The sequence below is a fragment of the Methylobacter sp. Wu1 genome (assembly GCF_036553575.1).
Classification (GTDB): Bacteria; Pseudomonadota; Gammaproteobacteria; order Methylococcales; family Methylomonadaceae; genus Methylobacter.
This window is the reverse complement of the sequence record NZ_JAZHOC010000063.1, coordinates 71,578-95,901: the sequence shown is the minus strand read 5'-3', so window position 1 is coordinate 95,901 and position 24,324 is coordinate 71,578. Positions and strand designations below refer to the sequence as shown.

The following is a 24,324-nucleotide window of genomic DNA, read 5'->3' as shown; positions in this document are numbered from 1 at the left end:
TGGAATACGGAAATGATGAGATCATACAGACTCTCAGCCCTTCATGAGCCTTGAGTCCTTTGTGATTTTATATGCTGAACTGCCGGGTATGGATCAAACCAGCCTGATCCCGTCTGTTTCAATACGGATCAGTTGCTTCTTGTACAAAGCGCCGATGGCCTGCTTGAACACTTTTTTGCTGACTCCGAATGCCGCATAAATAGTTTCCGGCGGGCTTTTGTCGCTCAGCCCCAAATAGCCGTCATTCTGCTTCAACCTGGCCAGAATTTTATCGGTCAATGATTCGACTTTGCCGTAACCAGGCTCATGCAGGGCCAGATCGATCTTTTTATCGTCTCTGATCTGCTTGATGTAACCGTCCAGCTTTTGCCCTTTTCTAAGCGGCTGGAACACTTCATTTTTATACAGCAAGCCCCAATGGGTATTGTTGACGGCGGCTTTATAGCCCAGCTCGGTTTTATCGGCGATGATCAGCGACACTTTCTGGCCTGGCTTGAAATCGACCGATTCTTCCTCTAGCCATTCGTCCAGTTTGGTCGTCGCGGCAATACGCCCCTTGTCATCCAGGAATAATTTGACCAGATAGGACTTGCCGACTTCCATTTCATGGTGCTGTTCACTGAACGGAACCAGCAGATTCTTGGGCAGTCCCCAGTCCAGAAAAGCGCCGATATAATTGATAGAGACCACTTTCAGCCAGGCCACTTCATCCACCTGAGCCAGAGGCTTTTGCGTCGTCGCGGCCAGATGGCCTTTCGAATCGACATAGACGAACACATCCAAAGTATCGCCAACCTGGCAATTGGTGGGCAGTTTTTTATCGGCCAGCAGGATTTTCCTGGCGGTCCCGCTATCGAGATATATCTCGTAGCCTAGCTGTCTGGCGACTTTCAACTTGTTGATTTTGCCAATGTTGATCATGAATAAATACTCGATAAGTTTTTGAAAAGTGGCTTGTTCCTACGAAGCATGAAGCTGTCTGATTTCTGCTTCACATGAAATGCTTTTAGGGCGACTGAAGCCGCCCCCACATTCCTAGCTGGTGATGACAAACCGCACGGCATCGAGCCTCAATTGCGCCACCTGAATGTTTTCATGCAACAGCATCGCCCTATCTTTCAGCAGCTCGATTTCTTCCTCTTTAATAGTCGGATTGACTTTCTTCAGCCTGGCCAGACGCTTTATCTCGCTGGTCAATGAGTCCAGCATGGCTTTGGTCGCATCGGCGATCAGCACCTGCATATCGGCATTGGCTTTTTGCTCGGCTTTGTCCAGCATCTTGACAAGATGCTGCCGCTGACCGTTTATAAACGCCACTATTTTCTGCTTATCGAAAGTCGTTCCTGTCTCAACCAGGCTGCGGTGCCCTATGGTGTCGCTCAAGTCTTTGATATTTTGATCAACCAGTACCCGAATCGGCGTATGCGGCAGAAAACGGCCGACCTGCAATTCGGCGGGTGCGCTGCATTCGACAATAAACAGGCACTCCAGCAGAAATTGCCCGGCTTTCAGATCGCTGTGTTTGACCACGCTGACTGCGGCATTGCCGGTTTCACTGGACAGCACCATATCCATGGCGCCCGTTACCATCGGATGCTCCCACGTCATGAACAGCATATCTTCGCGCGCCAGTGCGCAGGCCCGGTCAATGGTCACGGTGACGCCGTCTTCAAGCAGCCCCGGAAAATGGGCGAGCCGCAAATGCTCGCTGGGCCTGAGTATAAAGCAGTCGGGCGAATGAAACTCGGTATCGACGCCATAGCACTCAAACACATCTTCCATATAGGGCCAAAGCACGCCTTCGTTCTCGTAGGACTTGAGCTGGTCGATAATAACCTGGGCCTGCTCCTTCCGGCAGGAATTCAATTCCAGCAGCTGGTCGCGGCCGTTGTGCAATTCGATCTCGATTTCCGCCGTCAAAGCCTTCGTTTTATTGATGAAAGCGTCTATCTCAGACTGACTTCCGGTCTGCAGAAAAGCGGTCAGCTCATCATGCAGCCGGTCGGCGACTGGCTGGGCCGCCGAGCAGTTGCTGCGGAAGGCGTTCAGGCCTTCATCGTACCAGCGATACAGCCGGTGCTGCTCGGTATTCTCCAGATAAGGCACATGAATCTGGATCACATGCTTCTGGCCGATACGGTCAAGCCGTCCGATGCGTTGCTGCAGCAAGTCGGGATTGGTCGGCAAATCGAACAGAATCAGGTGATGGACAAACTGAAAGTTACGGCCTTCGCTGCCGATTTCGGAGCAGATCAGCAATCTTGCAGCGCTTTCCTGATCAGCAAAATAGGCGGCAGCGCGGTCGCGCTCAATGATCGACATGCCTTCATGGAATACCGCCGAGGCAATGCCGGCGCGGTTTCTCAGCGTCTGCTCAAGATCGATCGCCGTTTGCGCGTGTTTGCAGATCAGCAGGGCTTTCTGGCCGGCCAGCTGCTTGATCTTATCGACCAGCCAGACATAGCGGGGATCTTGTTGCAGATCATCGGCATTGGCCTGGCCGGTTAACGCATAACCGTAACGTTCCCGTTCAGGAAAGCCTTGCACCGTTTGCCGGGAGTTTCTGAACAGAATGCGGCCCGTGCCATGGTGATCCAGCAGTATCTTGATCAATTCATTGCGCGCAGCCGGTGCTTTGGCGGCATCGTTCAGATTTTGCAGCAAGACTTCAACGTTGTCGTTTTTAAGCAATGTCCTTAACGAGTCTGTGGCGGCTTCATCGAGCGGCTCACCGGCCAGCAACACTTTGGCCGCGTCGGCGACCGGCTCAAAAAGCCGCTCTTCTTCCAGGAACGCTGCAAAGCTGTAGAAGCGGTCCGGATCAAGCAATCTTAACCGGGCGAAATGGCTCTCTTTGCCCAACTGCTCCGGCGTGGCGGTCAGCAATATCAGACCGGGCGCCAACTGAGCCAGACGCTCGACAAACAGATATTCAGGACTCGGCGCTTCCTCGCTCCATTCGAGATGATGCGCCTCATCGACGATAACCATATCCCAGGCCACCTGTAGCGCCTGCTGCTGCCGGCGCGGATAAGCGGCGAAGAAGTTCTGGCTGCACAGCACCAGCTGTTCGGTTGAAAACGGGTTATCGCCGTGCGTTTCGAGGCAGCGCTCCTCATCAAAAATGCTGAACCGCAGGTTGAAGCGTCTGAGCATTTCGACCAGCCATTGATGCAGCAGACTTTCCGGCACCATAATCAGAATCCGGTTGCTCAGCCCGTTGATCAGCCGGTGATGGAGGATCAGGCCGGCCTCGATTGTTTTGCCTAGACCCACTTCATCGGCCAGCATGATTCTGGGCGCAGAGCGATTAGCCGCCTCCTGGGCGATAAACAACTGGTGAGGAATCAGTGAAGTCCTTCCGCCGAGCAGGCCCTTGACGGGCGATTGCTGGTGTTGCTGGAGTCGGCGCCAGGTTTCGTAACGCAGCTGAAACCAGGAGCTGGGGTCGATTTGCCCTGTGAACAACCGATCCTGAGGCTTGTTAAACTGGATGTGGTGATTCAATTCGACTTCTTCCAGACGCACTTCCTGGCCATCCTCATTTTTAGCGATATAGGTGATCAAACCATTTTGCTCGTCCAGTCTGATTACTTTCAGCTTGACCTCGTCCATCGATTCAATCGGATCGCCCGGTGAGAACCGGACACGGGTTAAGGGCGCATTATCGCGCGCATAAACGCGTCTTTCGTCACTGGCCAGAAAAAGCACAGTGACTCGATTGCCTGTTACCTCGAGAATAAGACCTAAACCGAGCTCTGATTCGGTATTACTGATCCAACGCTGACCGGGGATGAAATTTTCCATTTATAGATATGCCACTAAAAATAATAATTAAATCAAAAAACGCCATCATTATAAGCGTTACATAAATTGCTGCGGCAATTAATTATTTTTTAGTTTTTTGAATAAAGAACAAGAAGAACTATACTTTCATGGTTCAGCTGTAGTTTGACGTGACAGGAGCAGCTATTGATAGAGGATGCGAAAATAAAATGCCGGTTGTTATAGCGGTCCTGTGTCACTATTTGATTTCGACCCACTTCGACAGGAAATCATGGTTTGGCAGCTTTTGTTAAGCATCCGTTAAGGTTTAGCCGCCTACTATTTCTTAAAACCTATAACTGCCGTCAATTGTATTGGTTGACACACCTGCTCTGAACTAAATTATTTACCGAGAAGGATTCTATGAAAAAGTTGCTTTTTATAATTCAATTGGCTGCGCTTGTCGCCGCATATTCCTCGCCTTCTTATGCCTCCGGAGGACACGGTAAAGGACATGGCCGAGGCCATCATAAAAAACACCGTGAGGTAATCGTGGAGAGACACTATTACCATGCGCCTGAAGCCAGATATTATCCGGCACCGCCTCCGCCGCCCGCGCCCCGGTATCCAAGTCCCGATCAACGATCCACATCAGGACTGGTAGGAGGCGCTGTAGGCAGTGCTTTAGGCTATGAGATCGGCAAGGGTGACCCCGTTGCTTCCGGACTGGGCGCAGCCGCGGGCGCCTATATCGGCAACGGCATGAGCGGCCGCTAACAATCCATTGCTCATAGCGAACATGAAACCTGCCAAGGGTTGCCCTGGCAGGTTTTTTCGCCTTTAAACTTGGCCGAGTAAAAACGCTTCCGGCTGCCCTACCCATCCGGCAAAAATACATTACACTTATAAGCTGAATTCCAATATCAGCTCAGGTCACTGTATTTTATGTCTATTTTTATCCGCATCGGTCTAATTTTTTTTATTTTTTCAAGTACGGGCTGTGGGAAAGCCTATCAGGCGGAACATATTGAAACGTCTGACTTTCTGGATGACTATTCCTTGCTTAAAGAAGATCGGCAAGATGATGCCTTGCTCAGTTACTGGAAAAGTGGAACGGACTGGGCTTTTTATAAAAAAGTGATTGTTGATCCGGTTACTATCCATAAGCTTCCCAATTCCAAACTCAATGTATTGCCCCACGCCGATAACTACCGGCTTAAGGAACTGCTTGATTACAGAATCCGCGAAATCTTGAAACAGGACTTTAAATTAGTCAACAAACCCGGTCCCGATACGCTGCGCATCCAGTTTGCCATCACCGATGCTGACACGGAATCCCATATCGGCAAAGCCAGCGTTGAAGGCAAAATAACCGACTCGCAAACCGGTGAATTGCTCATGGCGTCGGCCGACGGCCGTGGAGGCGGCAAATCATTGATCGGCGCATTCAATGGCTGGGAAGATATTGTACTGGCCTATCAATATTGGGCTGCACAGTTAAGCTATCAGCTCTGTGAAAAACAGGGCCGCAGTGCGTGCCAGAAGCCGAAATCACCTGCCTGAACCCTTACCGTAAAAAATACATACCTTGCCTCGAAAAGTATTATGCTATCAATTCATAAAACTATTCATGGGGATTCACTATGCCTTATACGCAAGATATTGTAGAGGAACTGAACATGCTGGTCCGTTACAACCTCACTACCACTCAAGAAGGCGTCAAGGTTCACAAGACAGCAGCGCCGGAAGTCATAAACGCTACCCAGCGTTTATACGAAAAAGGCCTTATCTCGCAGAAAGATGGCGGCTATCTGACCAACCTGGGCCGCGAGGTTGCAGAACAGGCCCAGGCTATTCTGGATATCCTCAAACCCGCCTGAAATATTATCGGATTCCTTAATATTTCCGCACCTGCGCTTGTTTAACAGATTCAGCCGCGAGCAAATAAAAAAGGCTTAGCGGTTAAACCGCTAAGCCTTTTTTGTTAAACATGATGAATCGGTCAAGCCTCAAGCACAACCGCTGCCCGAAGCTTTTTCATGGCATTTTGTTCCAACTGCCTGATTCTTTCCGCAGACACGTTGTAACGCTCGGCCAGTTCGTGCAAAGTGGCTTTTTTATCCGCCAGCCAGCGGCTGGAGAGAATATCCAGGCTGCGTTCATCCAACTCGGACAAAGCTTCGGATAATAAATTCTGCTCATGCCCTCCCCAATCTTCATTTTCAAGCAATAAGGCCGGGTCAGTGCCATGCTGCTGTAGATAGTTGACAGGCGCTATATAGTTTTCTTCCTCGGATTCATCGGTAGGCATATCGAAAGCTATATCCCTGCTGTCCAGGCGTTTCTCCATTTCATACACGGTATCGACATCGACATCCAGGTCTTTGGCAATAGCGGTCGCTTCGTCATTGGACAGCCAGCCCAGATTCGCTTTGGATTTGCGCAAATTAAAGAACAGCTTCCGTTGCGCCTTCGTGGTCGCAACTTTTACGATACGCCAGTTCTTGATGACATACTCGTGTATTTCGGCTTTGATCCAATGCACCGCAAAAGAGACCAGCCGCACGCCGACATCAGGATCGAAGCGCTTCACGGCTTTCATCAATCCGATATTGCCTTCCTGGATAATATCAGGCATAGGCAAGCCATAGCCGCTGTAGCCTCTGGCAACATGAACGACAAAACGCAAGTTGGACATCACCAATTCCCGAGCCGCTTCCAGATCGTCGTGATCCCTGAATCTCAAGGCTAATTCACGTTCTTGATCGGCAGTCAATCTAGGCATCTGCCTGACAAGATTCAAGTAAGCGTCAAATGTTCCGACTGACAGATTAACGGGTAAAGCTAATGCACTACTCATGGTATCCCCTTGGTAAAATAACTTAGTTCGAATTCTAGCACTCTCTTTTTAAGAGTGCTAATAATTTTCTAAGTTCCACTGCTCTACTCGGGTTTTAGCTTATGAAGCTGGTAGCTAAGCACAGCCCACGAGCTCAGCATACCCAGCAAAGAAGAGATAAACAGCAGCGCCAATGTTTCCGAATAACTCAAAAACAGCATATGAAAATCCCCTTCATATAAACCGGAGAGCTCCTCTATTGGCTGCTTTACGATCAGCATCATCGCGGCAACGATAAACCATGCTGCCACGCCTGCAAAAAAACCGATCCAAAATCCGCTGTATAAAAATGGCCGTTGAATAAAGCTGTTGGTGGCGCCTACCAACTTGGCAATCACGACTTCTTCGCGGCGTTTATGCAATTCCAATCGTATGGTATTGCCGGTAACAAACAATACGGCGATGCCCAACAGCAGGCTTAGTACAATACTGCCGCGCCGCGCTAATTCCATGATAGACTGCAAACGCTTGACCCACTGCATATCCATTTGGGCAAAATCAACTTCAACAGCCTGTTTAAAAGTATTAAGCAATTTCTCAAGTTCCTGTCCATCTTCCAGGGTATTTTTAGGCAAGACTTGGATGACGATAGGCAGCGGATTTTTTTCCAGCGCTTTGATAGCCTCGCCGAAACCGCTGAAAGTCTGGAACTCTTCCAAAGCCTGGTTTTTGGTTATTAATTTGACTTCTTGGACGGCAGGATTGCGCCTTATATCTTCTGCAAACTTTCTGGCGCTTGCCTCAGAAATATCATCGCGCAGAAACAGCGATATTTGATTGCTTGCCTCCAAATTACCAGCCAACTGCTGAAGATTCGCCACGGCAATATAAAAAACGCTGGCTAAAGAAATGGCAATGGCCAACACAGTTATAGTCATAATGGTCGTGTACGGTGAATCGACCAGACGCCCGAGGCTGGAAAAGAATGCATGTGCATGCAGGTCAAGATGGGCGTGCAATTTATCTCTGAAATCACCTCTCAAAACTCTGGTTTTCGGACCATCCGCCCTAGTTGGCGTTGCAGTTTTGCTTTTTGGGTGATGTCTTTGAGGCCTTGCAGGTGCTTTTTTGTCTCGAGCATCATATAGACTTCTGAAAATCTTCATCAAGACGCTCGGAAAGCTGGTTGTATTTTTTCTGCGCTTCATTTTAACCTGCCACCAGTTGCCCATGATCCAGCTTCAAAACGCGATAGTTCATTTGATTGATCAGTGAGATATCATGCGACGCAATCAATACGGTGACGCCTACTTGTTGAAACTGCTCGAATAAATGCATGATCTCCGCTGACAATTCCGGATCCAGATTCCCGGTCGGTTCATCGGCTAGAATCATCGGCGGCTTATTGACAACAGCTCTTGCTATGCCAACGCGCTGCTGTTCGCCGCCGGATAAAGCCAGCGGATATTTTCTTTCCTTGCCTAACAATCCCACCTTATCCAGAGCGGCACGCACCCTGCGGGGGACCTCGTGGTGTCCATAACCAGCAATCAGTAACGGTAACGCCACGTTATCAAAGACTGTCCTGTCCTGTAACAATTTATAGTCCTGGAAAATCAACCCGATTTTCCTTCTTAAATAGGGAATCTGGCTTTCCTTTGCCTGATTGACGTTATGGCCGTCCAATAAAATTTGCCCGCGGCTGCAACGCTCGATGACGGCAATCAATTTCAATAAGGTACTTTTGCCAGCCCCTGAATGGCCGGTCAGAAAAGCCATTTCGCCATGTTGCAAATGGAAACTGACATTGCGCAGCACATCCCCGGTCTCAGGATAACGTTTGCTGACTTTATCAAACTTTAACATAACATTTTTCAGTCTTTGACGAATAATGCGTCTACAAAAGTTTCCGCATTGAAATCCTGCAGATCATCGATTCCCTCCCCTATGCCGATGAAACGGATGGGAATACCGAACTGTTTAGCCAGGGCGAAAATAACACCGCCTTTCGCCGTGCCGTCCAGTTTAGTTAAAACCAGTCCCGTTAAGGCAACTGTCTCATTAAACAGCTTGGCCTGAGACAATGCGTTTTGACCGGTACCGGCATCCAATACCAATAAGACTTCATGAGGTGCCGTTTCATCCAGCTTGCCCATGATTCTTTTTACTTTTTTCAGCTCATCCATCAAGTTTGATTTTGTGTGCAGTCGACCCGCTGTATCGGCAATCAACACATCGATGCCTTTCGCCTGCGCGGACTGGACGCCATCATAGATAACCGATGCGGAATCAGCGCCGGTATGCTGAGCCACCACATGGATGTTATTACGCTCGCCCCAGGTTTGCAGCTGCTCGACGGCTGCAGCTCTAAACGTATCGCCGGCCGCCAGCATGACGCTATAGCCTTGAGCCTGCAGGCGCTTGGCCAGTTTGCCGATAGTCGTAGTTTTGCCGGCGCCATTGACGCCCACCACCAGAATGACAAATGGCTTATCCTGTTTAGGGATATGCAGAGGCTGGCTGCAAGGTTGAAGCATAGCCAGCAATTCCTGCTTCAAGGCCGATGTCAGCGCGGCGCTGTCGTTCAACTGATGTCGCTCGACGCGCTCAGTCAGGCGTCGAATGATTTCCGTTGTGGCATCCATGCCGACATCGGCCATTAACAAGCGGGCTTCAATCTCTTCCAGCAAATCCTCGTCAATTCCTTTTTGCCCCAGAGAGATGGTGGCCAATGCACCGCTGAGTCCGGAGCGGGTGCGCTTTAGCTGCGATTTGAGGCGTAAATAGAGAGATTCGGCCGGCGGCTCGACATAGACCTCTTCAGCGACAACGCCGGCAGGCGCTTGCACCGCAACGGGCTGCGGCGCTTCTGCATAGGCATATCTGCTGTAAAAACTGATGGCGACCAGCGGCAGCATCAGCAGCGCAGAAAACGCACTGTGCGCCACTACTGCCCATAAAGGCATGGCCAGCTTGACACTGACAATGCCCATGACGACTTGCACAAACAGCAACACACTCAAAAGCAGACCGGCTTTTCTAACGGGCTTCGGACATTTTTCCGAAGTGGCGCTCAGCATCAGCAAACTGAGCAGAATAAAGCTGACCAGTGAGCCCACCCTATGCAGCCAGTGCGCCGCCACTTGGGCATTGTAGGGAATTACGCCGCTGTATCCGGTGATTAAGCCATTGAATAAATTAAGCGCACCTTGATAATCGGCTTCAGGCCACCAGGCGCCATTGCACTGCGGAAAACCGGCACAAGCCAATGCAGCGTAATTTGTACTGGTCCACACGCCTAAAACAGTTTGCAAAAACAAAACCAGCATGGCAAAGCGGGCAAAGTTTACAGGGCCTGTGCGTAATTTTGATACAGAAACGAGTGGGTCCAGCCGCAAGTACAGCCAAGACAATCCCCAGAAAATCATCATGCCCAGCAGCACGTGACCGGTTACCGCAATCGGCATGGCTTGCGTTTTTACAATCCACGCCCCCAGAGCCGCCTGCAATCCGAACAAGAGCACCAGCGCCCATGAAACTGTTATAGATTGCATGCGCGCCTGTTTCTGACGCCATGACATCAAAGCCAGCAATACGATAAAAAAGCCTAGGAAGGCCGCCAGATAGCGGTAGCTCATTTGCTTCCATGCTTTTACGGTATCAAGCGGCTTATCTGAAAATGCTTGTATGGCTTGAGCTCTAAAATCCGCATCATCACTTATTACCAATTGACCATAACAGCCAGGCCAATCAGGACAGCCTAGTTCCGCTCCCGACAAACGAACATACGCTTCTAATATAATCACTATTAACGCTAAGGCGGCGCTAAAGAGGGTTATTTTTCTAAACATTTTTTATTTTTCTATTAGCCGATTTGTGAAATTTTCAGAAGATGCATCAGATCATTTTTTACTTTATATGGATCAAATCCAGGCTCATATTGCATCATTACATTGCCTAACGGGTCCATTAACAACAGCATACCGTCCGGTACGCCGTCTTGCCTGACGGCAGCGATTTTTTTAATGACAGCTTCATTAGGCTTAACTCTTAACAAGCGCGTCTCGTCTTTCCACCATTCAGCAGCGGCTTCAGGCGCTACATCCTTAAAAACCATGGCGACACGACGAGTCCGGATCAAATCCTTGCTCATCATTAGCTGTAATTGTTTGGTTTTGTACATAGCATCTCGGCATACTTCATTGCAATCATCATGCGGAATCACATTGACGATCAGCCAGTGTCCCGGCAATTGATCCATATTCTGCGCTGTAAACTGATCAAATCCTGCAAAATCGCTCCGTTCAGTCGTGATAACAGGGGTTATAAGCTGGCCGTAATTAGTTCTGCCTTCCAAAAGCTCAGGATTTTCTTTTAATACCCAGGCAATTAAAAAAGGAATGATAGACATACCAAAAATAGCCAGAATCAATAAACGATTTCTTTTCTGCTGATTACTCATTGTCTCTTTTAAAACTGTACCAAATAAATATAAACGTAAGCGTCAAGGCTAACCCGAACCACTGAACCGCATATCCTACATGCTGCTCTGGGGACATAATTGTTGTAGTGCGCCATTCCCGTTTAAATCCTCCGGATAAATTATTATCCAGTTCAATCTGGAACGAGAATAATGGATAGCCTAACTTCTTAGCCAGAACATCAGTATCGACCCATTGAACCACCGAGGGCCAGCTGTCAGTCGGAATCTCGGCGCCGGCCAATTTTATACCGACACTAGGAAAACTATTAATCCGCCCCGAAACAGCCGTTTGCTGCTCATCAACAGACAGATCAGGCAAAACTGAACGGTCTTTGTTATTTAGAGGTACCCATCCCCTGTTAACCAGTACCGCCCTGGTCTCCCCCAGCAATATAAACGGTGTCAATACATAATAGCCGGGCTTGCCGTCACTGATTTGATTATCTATCAAAAACTGATGCGCCGAATCATATCTACCGGTTACTGTAGCATGCCTGTATTTCAACACACTCAGATCATCTTCGGCATGTGCCGACAAATGCAGCGTACCGGAAGACATCCTTTGCTCCTCCAGTTTGATAAATGTCCGCTTTTCATCCGATCTTCTTAATTGCCAGGCTCCCAATGACAACAGCAATGATAATAAACACAAGTAAACTATTGTCGGGGCTATTTTGAGCTCCAGTGACCTGGAGCCAACTTTGATAATCATACTTTTTTGCTTTTACCTATTGGCACAGACAACTGAATAATCGAGAATACCAGAAACTTACTTGCCAGCATAACTACGCCATGATTATAAAAACCATTGTCATTATTGCCTTCGTCTTCATCATTATCAGCCTCGGCTCTGCACTTTTTTATCTGGTTAAATATAAAGATCAGGAACAATCCGAAAAAACAGTCCGGGCACTGACTTTTCGCATTACTCTTTCAATCATTCTATTCATTTTTATTTTTATCGCCTTTGCTACGGGTATCTTTAAACCTCATGGATTGGGCGTTCAAATGCACGGACAAAAGCCGGCACAGACTCAAAAATAGCCTTGCTGTTATTCCGACAAAAAAAAAGCGCTGCCGGTTTAGGCAGCGCTTTTTTGTCAGCCTTGTTTTTAGATTACATTAAATAAACAAATACAAACAAGCCTAACCACACAACGTCAACGAAGTGCCAGTACCAAGCGGCAGCTTCAAAAGCAAAGTGATTTTCCGGTTTAAAATGGCCTTTCCAGCTACGGAACAGCACAACGCTCAAAATAATAGCACCTACACAGACATGGAAACCGTGGAAACCGGTCAGCATGAAGAATGTAGATCCGTAAATACCGGAACCTAAAGTCAAGCCCATTTCAGTATAAGCTTCATGATACTCATAGGCCTGAAAAGCCACGAATAAAAAGCCCAACGCCACAGTCGCCATCAAACCTTTGATTAGTTGATCGCGCTTTTGAGCCAATAAGCCATGATGCGCCCATGTGCAGGTTACACCGCTGGTCAACAGGATCAATGTATTCAGAAAAGGCAGACCCCAAGCTCCCATTGGCTCGAACTCACCGCCGACATGGGCAGGACCGTTAGTCGGCCAGGTAGCTTCAAATGATGGCCACAACAGTTCTTTAGTTGCCGCACCTGTGCCTTCACCGCCTAACCAGGGCACAGATAAATTACGGGTATACCAAAGCGTGCCGAAAAAAACGCCGAAAAACATGATCTCTGAGAAGATGAACCACATCATACCCATACGATAGGAAATGCCTACCTGAGTATTGTACATGCCGGATTCACTTTCGCCCGCCTGCAAGGTAAACCATCCGGCCAGCATGACAATAAAAACAACCAGCCCCAATATCATCCAGGCTGATCCCATGGATGAACCATTTAAATGGTTTGCAAAGCCTGCCAGCATTATCATTAAACCGGCAGTACCGATAAACGGCCAGGTAGCCTTATGCGGAACGTAGTAAGAGTTATTTGTAGACATAACCATCCCCTATTATTTTTTTACTGATGTTTCAGTATTATCGAAAAATGTATATGCGAGTGTAATCGTTTTATATTTTTCTGGCAGTTCAGGGTTCACAACAAAACGCACGGGCATGGTTTTGCCTTCATGCGCTTTGAACGTCTGTTCTGAAAAACAGAAACACTCTATTTTTTGTAAATATTCAGCAGCAGGCCCTGGCGAAATACTTGGAATCGCCCGTGCCACCATCACTTTATCGGTCTTGTTTTCCGCATAGAAATTCACTGTATGGTATTCGCCCGGATGAATTTTTAATTTCTTTGTTTCTGGACGGAATACCATAGGCGTCGATTCATTCAACGCGGACATAAACTCTACGGTAATTTCTCGGCTCTTATCAACTTCGTAACTTATTTCCTTGACTGCCGCGCCCTCAACCTTGCCATTGAGACCCGTGATATCGCATAGCACGTCATAAAGAGGAACCAGCGCGTAGCCAAAACCAAACATACCCAATACAACAAACACCAATATAACAACTAACTTAGTGTTTTTTTGCGTAATGTTTTCTTTCATTGAGAAACTGCTCTTATTACCGCAAAAACATAAATAATGACCGCGACGATGATTAATACAACTGCTGTCAGAATATTCTTCTTTTTTGTATCCATATTGCACCTGATAGGCTGACTCTTATAGAGGCAACGTATCTTTAAAGTTACCTTTAATAAACATGATCTAAGCTCACAGATCCATTAGAACCTAATGGATCTGTGATATTCAGATTAGATATGTTCAGTCGGTACAGTGGCAGGAGGCGTTGTAAAAGTATGGTATGGAGGAGGAGATGGCAAAGTCCACTCCAGGCCATGCTTATGCGCGTCTTCCCAGACTTCATCTGTTGCTTTTATACCTGTACCGCCCTTAATGGTATCGATAACGATCCACAGGAACAGCAACTGGCTGATTCCGAAGATGAAGCCGCCAATACTTGATATCATGTTCCAGTCAGCAAATTGAACCGCGTAATCAGGAATTCTGCGCGGCATACCTGCCAATCCCAAGAAATGCTGAGGAAAGAACAGAACATTGACTGATATAACAGACAGCCAGAAATGCAATCTGCCGATTCTCTCGTTGTACATGTTACCGGTCCATTTAGGCAGCCAATAGTAGCCTGCCGCCATCAAAATAAAGACAGAAGCCGGAACCAGCGTGTAGTGAAAGTGAGCAACGATGAAATAAGTATCGTGGTACTGGAAATCGGAAGGCGCTATAGACATCATCAGTCCAGTAAAGCCGCCCATGGTAAACAGTACGACGAAAGCGATCGAGAACAGCATCGGTGTTTCGAACGTCATTGAGCCTTTCCACATAGTGGCTGTCCAGTTGAAAACCTTAACGCCAGTCGGAATCGCGATCAGCATGGTTGCATACATGAAGTACAACTCACCCGCGACCGGCATGCCGACTGTAAACATGTGGTGAGCCCATACGATAAATGACAGGAAAGCGATCGATGCAGTTGCATAAACCATTGAACTGTAACCGAACAAAGGTTTACGAGCGAATACCGGAATGATGGTGGAAGCCACACCGAAAGTCGGCAGAATCATGACATACACTTCAGGGTGTCCGAAGAACCAGAAGATATGCTGATAAAGAACCGGGTCACCGCCGCCAGCAGCATCAAAGAAACTGGTATCAAAGAAGCGGTCTGTCAACAGCATGGTTACCGCGCCGGCAAAAACCGGCATGATAGCGATCAACAGGAATGCGGTGATCAGCCAAGTCCAGACGAACAATGGCATTTTCATCAATGTCATAGCTGGAGCGCGCATATTGAAAATAGTCGCAATGATGTTAATCGCCCCCATGATGGACGAAATACCCAGCAAATGCACTGAGAAAATCGCGAAAGGCAATGCGCTGCCAGTCTGCAACACCAGCGGCGGATATAAAGTCCAACCGGCTGCAGGTGCGCCGCCTTCCATAAACAAGGTGCTGGCGAGCAATAGAACACCGGCTACGAGCATCCAGAAGCTCATGTTGTTCATACGCGGCAATGCCATATCAGGCGCTCCAATCATCATTGGAATCATCCAGTTGGCCAAGCCTACGAACGCGGGCATAACCGCGCCAAACACCATCACCAAAGCATGCATGGTGGTCATTGAATTGAAGAACTGGGGATTGACAAACTGCATGCCCGGTTCAAACAACTCAGCACGAATAACCATTGCCATTGCACCGCCGACGAAAAACATCGCCAGTGCGAACAGTAAATACAAGGTGCCGATATCTTTATGGTTAGTTGTAATTACCCATCTTAAAAGCCCCTTCTGAGGGCCGTGATCATGATGATCGTCATGTTCATGTTCAGCTACTACAGCAGACATATTTTAACCTCTATGAATATATGAAAAGATTTTATTGATAACAAAGTCAATGACTTACTCATCATCATCTTCAGCAGGCATAGCCGATTGCAGAGACTGAATCGCTGAAGGCTGTATAGAATCCCCTACCGAATTTCCCAGTTTGTTACGGATATATGTTGCGACTGCGGCAAAGTCAACCGCATTTAATGTCTTTCCGAAAGCCGGCATCATGCCTTTTCCGTTCATCATCAAATCAACCTGGGCATTGATGTCACCTGTTACCGCAGGGCTTCCCTTTAAGGCCGGGAACGTACCAGGCAATCCGGCGCCATCAGCCATATGGCATGATGCACAGTTCTGGGCGTACACAGATTCTCCGCGAGCCACTAAATCATCAAGCGACATTTTTTTACTCGCATCCACTTTTTCCTGCGGCTTTTCTTTTGCGGCAGGAGCAGATCCTGCAGGCAGCAGTTCTTGTATAGCTTTAGGCTGTATTTCATCACCCACTGAGTTGCCTAATGCATTTCTGGTGTAAGTAATAACCTGAGCCAATTCAGCTGCGTTCAGCATTTTTCCGAAAGCCGGCATCATGCCTTTACCATTCAGCACCAGATTAGTCTGGTCTTTAATATCGCCTTTCACAACAGCGCTGCCGGTAATAGCAGGGAATGTGCCCGGAACGCCTTCGCCGCCGGCCATATGACAGGATGCGCAGTTTTTCGCATAAACGGCAGCACCTTTAGAGACCAGTTCATCATGGCTTTGCTCACTTAAATCAGGTCCTTTTGCCGCTTCTTCCTGAGTCTTTTTTACCCAAGCGTCATAGTCGGCCTGTTCCATTGCAACGACTACGATAGGCATAAAGCCATGATCTTTACCGCAGAGTTCGGTACATTGGCCGCGATAAATGCCAGGCTTGTCAACAGAGGTCCAGGCTTCGTTAATAAAGCCAGGGATAGTATCTTTTTTCCAGCCCAACTCAGGTACCCACCATGAGTGAATTACATCAGCCGCTGTAAATACGAAACGAATCTTCTTCTTTGTAGGAATAACCAAAGGGTTGTCCACATTCAACAGATAGTTGGGAACTGTACGAGGATCTATGTCCGAACCTACCTGACGCGCCTTATTACTGGCTTCATCCAGATTACTGAAAAAATGAATACCATTATCCAGATATTCATATTCCCATTTCCATTGCCAACCAGTGACTTTAATGGACATATCTGCATTTTGCACATCATCCAGCTCCAACATGGCTTTGGTTGCCGGAATGGCCATACCGATGAGAATCAGTGTCGGAATAATGGTCCAGATAATTTCGACAGTAGTATTTTCATGAAACTGCTCCGCTTTATGTCCTTTTGATTTACGGTGATGGTAAATCGAATAGAACATAGTGCCGAATACGACGACGCCTATGAATACACATATCCATAGAATCAGCATATGCAGGTCATAAATATCATTACTGATTTCTGTAACCCCTTTCATTAAATTGAGCGTATACGCCGCCTGCGCTGTCCCTAGGCCAAAAGCCATTAAGATCAGACCTGCGAGCAGTTGCTTTATTGTTTTCACGGAGCGCTCTCCTCGTTAGTAGTTATAAACTCTTGTATGCGTTATCGTTTCGTAATTTCAAAGACGCACTAAACCCCCATTGCGTCTTTTCTATAAGAATTCTCACAAATAAACTGTGCAATTCTAACCTATGAAGCTTCTCTAAGCTAGAAGTCTGTAGAATTTAGACCGAAGAGCTTCACTCTATCGCTATTTACTTTATGTATTGAAATCTACTCGGAAAAAGACAATTTTGGATTTGTGTTGGTTTCTTATGACATCTGAATTAACTTGATGCAAAATAATTCTAACTGATGCGGAACAATTCAACTTGATGTAGAACAATTTTCTTGAATTAGTCACTGATAAATGAAATAGCCGGGCATTTTCAATTCTCGATTGCCCGTCAACTTCATATAAAGCCTTGACAATTTTTAGTGCAACTTCTTCAGAAAAGCCGGATCAATCCGGCAACCGCCAATTTCGGGACGATTCAGCAGATCCTGCTCGAAATCCCTGAAAGTCGGCAACTGAAATGCTATGCGGTTAATTTTTCCGCCTGAAAATTCAAACTCTATGGCGCCGCCTTTGGCGCGCGGACTGCCATCCTTGGTAGTAAATAAGAAAATCCCCACATTCTCCGCTGATTTTCCTTGCTGCTCAGGCGCAGGGCGAGCGCAGCTCAGCTCGCTTATGGAAAGCCCGGAAAAGACTCGCGCCAATTGATGCGCGCTAATAATGATTCCTTCTCCCGGAATAACCGCGGGAGCGGATGAAGCTGGCTGCGCTGCTTGAGCTTCTGGCGCACCTGGGACTGGAGGCGCTAACGGAGCAGATGGATTCAACAATGCTTCCAGGCCGAAATCGCCCAAATGATTCTGTAGCAATACCGTGCCGTCACCACTCTTTGCAGTAGTTAATAAAGGGAACATCTGGCGCGCCATTTCAGCCGGATTGGGATTTTTAAGCACTGAAATCAACTGCCTTTCCACTGACTGCATCAGCGTAAAAAACTGTTCTTTTTTCTGCCTGGATTCACCGATCGAATTCCAGTCCGACTGCGCATTGACGGATAAACCCATTGATTTCATAACGGCATAATCGTCAACCGCGAGACAATTACCGAAGCCCTTGCGGCGATAATCTTCCAGCACTTTGGGCCGGATCTCGTCGGCCATGGCCATCTGTGGAGATATATTATAGCTTTTCCAATCGCCGTTTTTAGCCAGAAAATAATAAAGCACGGCATTACGGTCAAATTTATTAAAACCGAGATCCTTCAAAACCAGCTTTAATTTCCGACAATTACTCTCGACTTCAGCATAATTATTCCAGTCGGGATTTAAATTCGGCTTTGCCGGATGCTGCGACTGTTCAATCAATTGCTGCAATGTAATCTGGCCTGTAGTTGATTTTATGGGCGAGTACCACATTTCCTCCAGCGATAAATCTCGCGCATCGGGAATTCCATCCGCAGTCATTTTCAGCAATAATGACGGCAAAATTTCAGGATAAACCTTTAGTTCGCCCAGAAGCTTGATATCCGATCCAAACGGATTGAGGCCGCCTTCCGACACCTCATGAACCTTGAATACGGAATGGTTGAGCGCACCTGTCTTGCCTGAAAATGAAGTCGCGGCCGGCAACGAGTGCGATTCCGAACTATGCTTGACTGATTCCTGGACGGCAGCCGGCGCCGCTTGCTGACTGCTTTTCACCCATTCGCTGGCGAACTGCCCCATAACGGCAACGCCCATACCGACCCCAGTCATCGCCAGCAGACCACTGGCCGCATTCACATCGCCGACCAGTTTTGATAAATTCAGATCATTATTGGCATCTGTATAGATGTTGTAATCGACCATAGTCTCCTTGCCTGAATCCAAGCGTATCCACGGTGTGAGATACTGTTTTTTAGCCTCGAACTTGAAATTGCACTTCCCTGTCGCGGTCTGATATAGGAAACCGGTGGCTTCACTGTTGAACTTGAGCGCATTATTACGAACGCTGTAAATCAGAGCCGCTGATGAATCGCCCTTGCTATAGGATGGCGCAATATCAGTGCAGCCGTTTTTTAATACATTGTCCGCTTTGGAATCAAACTCGGAAATCAGCCGTACATAATAATCATCGCCGTCAATAACCGAAAATCCCTGCAAAGGCTGGAAAGAATGCGGCTCAATTGATGGAGGATCGATAGCAATTTGACGGGTAGTTGTGCATCCTGACAATATATAGCCAGCAGAGAAAATAAGAATGGAAATATAACGAATTGACATGCTTTAACCTTGTATCGCTAGCTGAACTGCGACTCAAGCCAAAAAAAGGGGAAAATAATAGGACTTTCCAGGGGGCTTTGTCATGCTTTATTTTTTACCGTGCATCCAAGCAAACTAAAGCACATGGAGATATAAAAGGATAAAAAATATTACAGCAGATCATATTTAAGGTATATATAAGGCACTTATTTGACGATGCCTTTCTCTAATTGTAAAAAAGATCATAGCCTACCTGACAAGAAACCCTATGCCTACTAAAAAGACCAATATTGATAAGGATAAATTAAACCAAATCGTTATTGAAGCCCGACGCAATCAGGAATTGCGGGAACAATCCTACCGGGGGCAAGCGCTCAAAATGTACCCCTGGATATGCGGACGTTGTGCCCGAGAATTCACACACAAGAACTTAAGCGAACTGACCGTTCATCATAGGGACCACAACCACGACAATAACCCTCCCGACGGCAGCAACTGGGAATTATTATGCCTTTACTGCCACGATAATGAGCATTCGCGGCATGAAGAAGCTCGCTTTGACAGCGGTCAATCTCATAAAACGTCCGAGTCAATCCCTACTCACAATCCTTTTGCAAACCTCAAAACCTTACTGGACAGCAAAAAATAATTCAGGAAGGCTTATCAGCGGGCAATTGCACGGCTACCCTGTTCTGCCATCAAAGAATCAATGCCGAGATTTGCCAAAGCATCAGCCCGCTCATTGCCTTCATCGCCTGCATGCCCTTTTACCCACCGCCATTCTATATCGTGCTTCTCAATAGCGGCATCCAGCCTGCGCCATAAATCCTCATTTTTAACCGGTGTTTTAGCTGCGGTTTTCCAGCCGCGCTTTTTCCAGTTGACCATCCATTCGGTGATCCCGAGCAGTACGTATTTTGAATCGATATGAAGCTCGACAGTACAGGGCCTTGTCAGCGCTTCCAGAGCCTGTATGGCAGCCGTCAGCTCCATACGATTATTTGTCGTCTCCAGTTCCCCGCCGTACAGCTCCTTAGCCTTACCTTTGTATTTGAGAATGGCGCCCCATCCGCCAGGTCCTGGATTGCCGCGGCAGGCGCCGTCGGTATAAATAATAACGCGATCAGTCATGTTGGCTTGACTCTGTTGGTGAACCCATTGAATTGGCAAAGACCAACTGGGGGTTTGTCCTTTCCACAGGTGCTAAAGGAATTAAATGATAACGGCGTTTTATCGCCTTCACCGCATACGCCGCCGCATAAAATGCATGTCTGTTGGCGTTCAATCTGCCATTCGTCGATTTCACCGAATTCAGATTAAAATCTGATGAGAGCGTTACTTCGAAGTTCAGCAACTTCAGCCAGTCTAATATTCTTGCCCTGGAAATAAAATGTCCACGCCAGGAGTCAGCCATTTTTTTATCCCATAAATACTGATACCTGACCCATAAGCTCCAAGGATTAAAATTCAGCACGACCAACAAGCCTTCCGGCTTCAGGACACGCTCCACCTCTCTCATGGTCTGAAACCGACTGGCGTCGAATTCCAATAAATGGGGCAATATTATCATATCGACGCTATTGCTTTGCAGCGGTAGATTATATGACTTCGCCTGAATCTTTCTTGCTTCATTACTGCCCAGATTTTTGGCATCGAGCACCGTATAGTTTTTGTATAAAGAGCAATCAATGAACTGATTTTCCCAACCTAACCCACCGATCTGCAAAATAGTCTGCTTACAACTGACGGTAATAGCCCGTCGCAAATAGCATTCTTCAAGCTGCTTTAGCAGCTTGCCCCTGGGAGTCTCGTAGCAGGCAAACAAAAAATCGCGTTTCATTGATCTAGCTCAACAATTCATGGCTTTAAATGGTTTTCAAGGAAGACAAGCTGTACAATAATAAGATATTAAACCATTAGACTTCACCTTAGGGTTAGATGATGCATACCAATTTTAACAGGTCGGTTAATTTTTTATCTTTTTTGATCCTTTTAATAGCATCAGGTTGCTCAGAGACTCCTAAATCCACCTTTAGCGTGAGTCAAAAACCGCCGATTGTGGGCCAGGAAGACAGCAATTACGTATACCATCACCACACCCCATTATCTAAAAAAAGATTTAAAGGATCATTAAACTCCCGCGTCAGCGTCTGGGATCGGTTGCTGTCCTTATACGCACTGCCCGAAATCGAGAATGAACGCATAGACCGTGAGTTAAACTGGTATCTGCAGCACCCCGATTATATTGCCAGGGTTCAGGAGCGGGCAGAACCCTACATGCATCTTATCCTCAATGAAATTGAAGCCAAGAATCTTCCTGGAGAATTGGCATTACTGCCAATAGTTGAAAGTGCGTTCCTGCCGGAAGCCTACTCAAAAAGCGATGCTTCGGGCCTCTGGCAGTTCATACCGGCTACGGGCCGCCTCTTCGGTCTCAAGCAGGACTCGTGGTATGACGGCCGGCGCGACGTCTATGCATCAACCAAAGCCGCCACTACTTTTCTTAAACAGCTGAATGAGACGTTTGATGGAGATTGGCTGCTCGCATTGGCCTCCTATAACTATGGGAAAGGCAATATAAGAAAAGCCATCGAAAGAAATGAAGATTTATCCCTGCCGGCGGATTACTGGTCTTTGAACCTTCCGGAAGAAACCATGAACTATGTTCCTCGGTTGCTGGCTATCGCCAAATTATTTGCCCATGCCGACGAATACCATATTCCTTTGCAATATATTCCAAATAAGCCTTACTTTGAGGTCGTCGACATCAAATCTCAACTGGATCTGGACAAAGCCGCTCAGTTGGCCAATACCCCGCTTAAAGAGTTTTTAAAACTAAACCCCGGCTTTAACCGCTGGACCACTGCGCCTGAAGGCCCTCATCGCTTATTGGTTCCCATTGACCAGGCCCAGTCATTCAAAAAAAACCTGGCAATGCTGCCCGATGAAGACCGGGTCGCCCAGCATCGGTATTATGAAGAACGAGTACCTCATGTTCCCCATGACGAGCAGGTCGCGCAAGTTGCTTACGATCGCCACAAGGTTCGCTCAGGCGAAACGCTTACCTCGATTGCTACCCGAAATCATACAACGGCCAAAGCCATCCGCCAGGCCAATCATCTGGCCGGCAATACTATTCACTCCGGCATGATTTTAAAAATCCCTTCATCGAGAAATTCAGCCAATTTCCCGATTATCGCCAAAGCATCTAAAAATCACCTCCAGAATAGCCGAACCTATACTGTAAAAAAAGGCGATACATTCTGGAAGATCGGCCAAAATTTTTCGGTTAGCGGCAAAGATATCGCAAGCTGGAACAAACTCACGATGGCAAGTTCATTGACACCCGGCCAAAAACTCATCATTAAAGGCGGCGAGCAACAGCTTGTTACCTCATCTTCTGCAGAACCAAACCCATTCCGCCTGATCCATTACACCGTCAAGCCGGGCGACTCATTGATGAAAATTACCCGGAAATTCAATGTCTCGCTTACAGACCTCCGCAAATGGAATTCAGACACAATAGGCAAGGCTCTGCGTCCCGGACAAAAAATAAAAATCCTGGTTGATAACAGCCAGCCTACAACCTAAATGCGGATAGACGAGGTATAGCCATCAATAATATTGATAGCTATACCTCACATTAGTCTCTATAATGGAGAAGCTAGTAGGTCTTATAGGGCCACTAATCCAATTTTGCATGTTATTCAGCATTTTACAGAAATCCTATTCGTTTTTTCCTTTAAATTGCCCGATATATCTGCAATCGAACATTTTTTATTTATTGAGGTAATTTATATGGCATTAGGTACTGTTAAGTGGTTTAACGAATCCAAAGGATTTGGTTTTATTTCACCTAGCGATGGCGGTGCAGATGTGTTTGTGCATTTTTCTGCAATCTCTGGCGATGGCTATCGCACACTGACTGAAGGTCAATCAGTCAAGTATGAAGTAGAAAAAGGCCCTAAAGGCCCGCAAGCATCCCAAGTATCCATAGCTTAATCTTACGGTACTTTCTGATCCACGACCCCATCGGCATAAACTGAGGGGGTTGTGACTAATATAGGCCAAATTGGCCAATCCTCCGAACTTAGGACATATCTGTTGAAACGAATTTTTGTAGGAAATTTACCTAGCGACGCCACTGAAGAATCTGTACAAGCTTTATTTTCCCAATATGGAAAAGTCCGCTCCATCCAATTGGCTTCGGATATATTTAGCGGTAAATGCCGAGGCTTCGGCTTTATCGGAATGGAAGGCCATGAAGCGCGAGCGGCTATCGCCGGGCTAGACGGCAACCTGTACTGCGGAAAACCTTTAAAAGTCAAATTTGAAGAGTCGACCGGCGGCAGAAACGGCAGACGCCATTAAAGCGCATTCAGGCAATTTATTTTCCATTTGACTTGTCACTTTTTTAAATTGCCATCAATTTATGAGAGACTGCACGGGCAGAAAAGTCAATTCTCTCCCTGCAGTCACTCCGCTCATAAGAATTCAAGCGGACAGGCATAACAATGAGATCCATGAAATTCATGGCTGCTTTTTCGTTGGCCCTTGAGAGCCACTATCATCAGCGTCTTTTTTTATTACACTGATGCCGCCGTCGCTCTCGAGGTAACACGCCTTGACCTCACTCGCACGCTCCACCCCTTGTTGACGTATCAGGCTAATCAGCTCGTCCTGAGTAATCATTTCCTGACGCATATTTCTGCGCAGCATCCTGCCATCTTTTATCAGCAACAAGGGAGGGGGATGAATAAGTCGTTGAATAGCTGGAATCTCGTGGCCTAACCAGTCGAGCAGGTAATCCCAAAAAGCAATTGTCGCGACTAAAACGAGCCCTTCGGTAACGGATTTATACTCGCCGGCCATGCCATTCTGGGCCGCGTCAGCAATAAGCACAATCACCAAAACATCGGTTATTCCCAAAGATCCAGCCTCACGCCTTAGCACCCGCAATAAAACGAACAGCATCAGATAGATGATCGTGCCGCGTACAATAATCTCCAGAATACCGACGGATGGAACAAAAACCGACCGCCAATCAATCTGAAATAAAATATCCATGCCTT

General features: G+C 47.1%; 24 protein-coding genes. 8 read left to right on the top strand and 16 right to left on the bottom strand.

Annotation, left to right across the window (positions count from 1 at the left end):
• Window positions 1-93: 93 nt before the first annotated feature.
• A complete protein-coding gene (locus tag V2P20_RS13630; protein WP_331819197.1) occupies window positions 94-921 on the bottom strand; it encodes a S1-like domain-containing RNA-binding protein in 828 nt (275 codons plus the stop codon).
• 114 nt (window positions 922-1,035) lie between these two features.
• Complete coding sequence (rapA, locus tag V2P20_RS13625; protein WP_331819195.1) at window positions 1,036-3,807, bottom strand: RNA polymerase-associated protein RapA; 2,772 nt, start codon at window positions 3,805-3,807, stop codon at window positions 1,036-1,038.
• Between the two features lie 381 nt (window positions 3,808-4,188).
• Here rapA and V2P20_RS13620 point away from each other — a divergent pair, with 381 nt between their 5' ends.
• From V2P20_RS13620 to V2P20_RS13610, 3 genes are all read left to right on the top strand, one after another.
• A complete protein-coding gene (locus tag V2P20_RS13620) occupies window positions 4,189-4,542 on the top strand; it encodes a hypothetical protein (protein ID WP_331819193.1) in 354 nt (117 codons plus the stop codon).
• Between the two features lie 168 nt (window positions 4,543-4,710).
• Window positions 4,711-5,328 (top strand): DUF3313 domain-containing protein, encoded by a 618-nt coding sequence (locus tag V2P20_RS13615; protein ID WP_331819191.1) that lies wholly within the window; start codon window positions 4,711-4,713, stop codon window positions 5,326-5,328.
• An 80-nt stretch (window positions 5,329-5,408) separates the two neighbouring features.
• Window positions 5,409-5,645 (top strand): TIGR02647 family protein, encoded by a 237-nt coding sequence (locus tag V2P20_RS13610; protein ID WP_194969567.1) that lies wholly within the window; start codon window positions 5,409-5,411, stop codon window positions 5,643-5,645.
• A 122-nt stretch (window positions 5,646-5,767) separates the two neighbouring features.
• Here V2P20_RS13610 and rpoH read toward each other — a convergent pair whose 3' ends face one another.
• From rpoH to V2P20_RS13580, 6 genes are all read right to left on the bottom strand, one after another.
• Entirely contained in the window at window positions 5,768-6,625 is an 858-nt protein-coding gene (gene rpoH, locus V2P20_RS13605; RefSeq protein WP_331819189.1) for an RNA polymerase sigma factor RpoH, read from the bottom strand.
• Window positions 6,626-6,708: 83 nt separating this feature from the next.
• The gene (gene ftsX / locus V2P20_RS13600) at window positions 6,709-7,836 is read right to left on the bottom strand and encodes a permease-like cell division protein FtsX (RefSeq protein ID WP_331819187.1); all 1,128 of its coding nucleotides are present in this window, start codon (window positions 7,834-7,836) and stop codon (window positions 6,709-6,711) included.
• A complete protein-coding gene (gene ftsE, locus V2P20_RS13595; RefSeq protein ID WP_027157159.1) occupies window positions 7,814-8,470 on the bottom strand; it encodes a cell division ATP-binding protein FtsE in 657 nt (218 codons plus the stop codon). The genes ftsX and ftsE overlap by 23 nt, the downstream gene beginning before the upstream one ends.
• A gap of 8 nt (window positions 8,471-8,478) precedes the next feature.
• On the bottom strand, window positions 8,479-10,455 hold the full coding sequence (gene ftsY / locus V2P20_RS13590) for a signal recognition particle-docking protein FtsY (RefSeq protein WP_331819184.1): 1,977 nt from the start codon (window positions 10,453-10,455) through the stop codon (window positions 8,479-8,481).
• 14 nt (window positions 10,456-10,469) lie between these two features.
• Window positions 10,470-11,066 (bottom strand): hypothetical protein, encoded by a 597-nt coding sequence (locus V2P20_RS13585; RefSeq protein WP_331819182.1) that lies wholly within the window; start codon window positions 11,064-11,066, stop codon window positions 10,470-10,472.
• Entirely contained in the window at window positions 11,059-11,799 is a 741-nt protein-coding gene (locus tag V2P20_RS13580; protein WP_331819180.1) for an SURF1 family protein, read from the bottom strand. Before V2P20_RS13580 ends, V2P20_RS13585 begins: the two co-directional genes overlap by 8 nt.
• 80 nt (window positions 11,800-11,879) lie before the next feature.
• Here V2P20_RS13580 and V2P20_RS13575 point away from each other — a divergent pair, with 80 nt between their 5' ends.
• On the top strand, window positions 11,880-12,131 hold the full coding sequence (locus V2P20_RS13575) for a twin transmembrane helix small protein (RefSeq protein WP_194969562.1): 252 nt from the start codon (window positions 11,880-11,882) through the stop codon (window positions 12,129-12,131).
• A 73-nt stretch (window positions 12,132-12,204) separates the two neighbouring features.
• On the opposite strand, the gene V2P20_RS13570 is transcribed toward V2P20_RS13575, so the two are convergent.
• From V2P20_RS13570 to V2P20_RS13550, 5 genes are all read right to left on the bottom strand, one after another.
• Window positions 12,205-13,068, bottom strand: coding sequence for a cytochrome c oxidase subunit 3 (locus tag V2P20_RS13570; RefSeq protein ID WP_331819178.1), 864 nt, complete (start codon window positions 13,066-13,068; stop codon window positions 12,205-12,207).
• Window positions 13,069-13,080: 12 nt separating this feature from the next.
• Window positions 13,081-13,626, bottom strand: a complete 546-nt coding sequence (locus V2P20_RS13565) for a cytochrome c oxidase assembly protein (RefSeq protein WP_331819176.1) — start codon at window positions 13,624-13,626, stop codon at window positions 13,081-13,083.
• 209 nt (window positions 13,627-13,835) lie between these two features.
• Window positions 13,836-15,449, bottom strand: coding sequence for a cytochrome c oxidase subunit I (gene ctaD / locus V2P20_RS13560; RefSeq protein ID WP_331819174.1), 1,614 nt, complete (start codon window positions 15,447-15,449; stop codon window positions 13,836-13,838).
• 54 nt (window positions 15,450-15,503) lie between these two features.
• A complete protein-coding gene (gene coxB, locus V2P20_RS13555) occupies window positions 15,504-17,015 on the bottom strand; it encodes a cytochrome c oxidase subunit II (protein WP_331819172.1) in 1,512 nt (503 codons plus the stop codon).
• 413 nt (window positions 17,016-17,428) lie between these two features.
• Window positions 17,429-19,273 (bottom strand): hypothetical protein, encoded by a 1,845-nt coding sequence (locus tag V2P20_RS13550; protein ID WP_331819170.1) that lies wholly within the window; start codon window positions 19,271-19,273, stop codon window positions 17,429-17,431.
• A 247-nt stretch (window positions 19,274-19,520) separates the two neighbouring features.
• On the opposite strand from V2P20_RS13550, the gene V2P20_RS13545 reads away from it, so the two are divergent.
• Window positions 19,521-19,901, top strand: a complete 381-nt coding sequence (locus tag V2P20_RS13545; RefSeq protein ID WP_331819168.1) for a YajD family HNH nuclease — start codon at window positions 19,521-19,523, stop codon at window positions 19,899-19,901.
• 14 nt (window positions 19,902-19,915) lie between these two features.
• On the opposite strand, the gene rnhA is transcribed toward V2P20_RS13545, so the two are convergent.
• Both rnhA and V2P20_RS13535 read right to left on the bottom strand, forming a co-directional pair.
• Complete coding sequence (gene rnhA / locus V2P20_RS13540) at window positions 19,916-20,383, bottom strand: ribonuclease HI (RefSeq protein ID WP_331819166.1); 468 nt, start codon at window positions 20,381-20,383, stop codon at window positions 19,916-19,918.
• Window positions 20,376-21,092: a methyltransferase domain-containing protein gene (locus tag V2P20_RS13535; RefSeq protein ID WP_331819164.1), complete on the bottom strand. Its 717-nt coding sequence runs from the start codon at window positions 21,090-21,092 to the stop codon at window positions 20,376-20,378. Before V2P20_RS13535 ends, rnhA begins: the two co-directional genes overlap by 8 nt.
• 197 nt (window positions 21,093-21,289) lie before the next feature.
• Between V2P20_RS13535 and V2P20_RS13530 the strand changes: the two genes are divergently transcribed.
• The 3 genes from V2P20_RS13530 (at window position 21,290) to V2P20_RS13520 (ending at window position 23,623) form a co-directional block, all read left to right on the top strand.
• Window positions 21,290-22,843 (top strand): LysM peptidoglycan-binding domain-containing protein, encoded by a 1,554-nt coding sequence (locus V2P20_RS13530; RefSeq protein WP_331819162.1) that lies wholly within the window; start codon window positions 21,290-21,292, stop codon window positions 22,841-22,843.
• Window positions 22,844-23,050: 207 nt separating this feature from the next.
• Window positions 23,051-23,254: a cold-shock protein gene (locus V2P20_RS13525; RefSeq protein WP_331819255.1), complete on the top strand. Its 204-nt coding sequence runs from the start codon at window positions 23,051-23,053 to the stop codon at window positions 23,252-23,254.
• A 102-nt stretch (window positions 23,255-23,356) separates the two neighbouring features.
• Entirely contained in the window at window positions 23,357-23,623 is a 267-nt protein-coding gene (locus V2P20_RS13520) for an RNA-binding protein (RefSeq protein WP_331819160.1), read from the top strand.
• Window positions 23,624-23,782: 159 nt separating this feature from the next.
• On the opposite strand, the gene V2P20_RS13515 is transcribed toward V2P20_RS13520, so the two are convergent.
• Entirely contained in the window at window positions 23,783-24,319 is a 537-nt protein-coding gene (locus V2P20_RS13515) for a YetF domain-containing protein (protein ID WP_331819158.1), read from the bottom strand.
• Between the last annotated feature and the right edge of the window lie 5 nt (window positions 24,320-24,324).

Excerpts from the sequence above, each read along its gene's own strand:
- V2P20_RS13545 (WP_331819168.1), top strand. The coding sequence starts at position 19,521 with ATGCCTACTAAAAAGACCAATATTGATAAGGATAAATTAAACCAAATC.
- V2P20_RS13585 (WP_331819182.1), bottom strand. The coding sequence starts at position 11,066 with ATGAGTAATCAGCAGAAAAGAAATCGTTTATTGATTCTGGCTATTTTT.
- ctaD (WP_331819174.1), bottom strand. The coding sequence starts at position 15,449 with ATGTCTGCTGTAGTAGCTGAACATGAACATGACGATCATCATGATCAC.
- V2P20_RS13570 (WP_331819178.1), bottom strand. The coding sequence starts at position 13,068 with ATGTCTACAAATAACTCTTACTACGTTCCGCATAAGGCTACCTGGCCG.
- rnhA (WP_331819166.1), bottom strand. The coding sequence starts at position 20,383 with ATGACTGATCGCGTTATTATTTATACCGACGGCGCCTGCCGCGGCAAT.
- ftsX (WP_331819187.1), bottom strand. The coding sequence starts at position 7,836 with ATGGGCAACTGGTGGCAGGTTAAAATGAAGCGCAGAAAAAATACAACC.
- V2P20_RS13620 (WP_331819193.1), top strand. The coding sequence starts at position 4,189 with ATGAAAAAGTTGCTTTTTATAATTCAATTGGCTGCGCTTGTCGCCGCA.
- V2P20_RS13580 (WP_331819180.1), bottom strand. The coding sequence starts at position 11,799 with ATGATTATCAAAGTTGGCTCCAGGTCACTGGAGCTCAAAATAGCCCCG.
- V2P20_RS13515 (WP_331819158.1), bottom strand. The coding sequence starts at position 24,319 with ATGGATATTTTATTTCAGATTGATTGGCGGTCGGTTTTTGTTCCATCC.
- V2P20_RS13525 (WP_331819255.1), top strand. The coding sequence starts at position 23,051 with ATGGCATTAGGTACTGTTAAGTGGTTTAACGAATCCAAAGGATTTGGT.
- V2P20_RS13610 (WP_194969567.1), top strand. The coding sequence starts at position 5,409 with ATGCCTTATACGCAAGATATTGTAGAGGAACTGAACATGCTGGTCCGT.
- ftsE (WP_027157159.1), bottom strand. The coding sequence starts at position 8,470 with ATGTTAAAGTTTGATAAAGTCAGCAAACGTTATCCTGAGACCGGGGAT.
- V2P20_RS13550 (WP_331819170.1), bottom strand. The coding sequence starts at position 19,273 with ATGTCAATTCGTTATATTTCCATTCTTATTTTCTCTGCTGGCTATATA.
- V2P20_RS13565 (WP_331819176.1), bottom strand. The coding sequence starts at position 13,626 with ATGAAAGAAAACATTACGCAAAAAAACACTAAGTTAGTTGTTATATTG.
- rpoH (WP_331819189.1), bottom strand. The coding sequence starts at position 6,625 with ATGAGTAGTGCATTAGCTTTACCCGTTAATCTGTCAGTCGGAACATTT.
- V2P20_RS13575 (WP_194969562.1), top strand. The coding sequence starts at position 11,880 with ATGATTATAAAAACCATTGTCATTATTGCCTTCGTCTTCATCATTATC.
- V2P20_RS13615 (WP_331819191.1), top strand. The coding sequence starts at position 4,711 with ATGTCTATTTTTATCCGCATCGGTCTAATTTTTTTTATTTTTTCAAGT.
- V2P20_RS13630 (WP_331819197.1), bottom strand. The coding sequence starts at position 921 with ATGATCAACATTGGCAAAATCAACAAGTTGAAAGTCGCCAGACAGCTA.
- ftsY (WP_331819184.1), bottom strand. The coding sequence starts at position 10,455 with ATGTTTAGAAAAATAACCCTCTTTAGCGCCGCCTTAGCGTTAATAGTG.
- V2P20_RS13535 (WP_331819164.1), bottom strand. The coding sequence starts at position 21,092 with ATGAAACGCGATTTTTTGTTTGCCTGCTACGAGACTCCCAGGGGCAAG.
- rapA (WP_331819195.1), bottom strand. The coding sequence starts at position 3,807 with ATGGAAAATTTCATCCCCGGTCAGCGTTGGATCAGTAATACCGAATCA.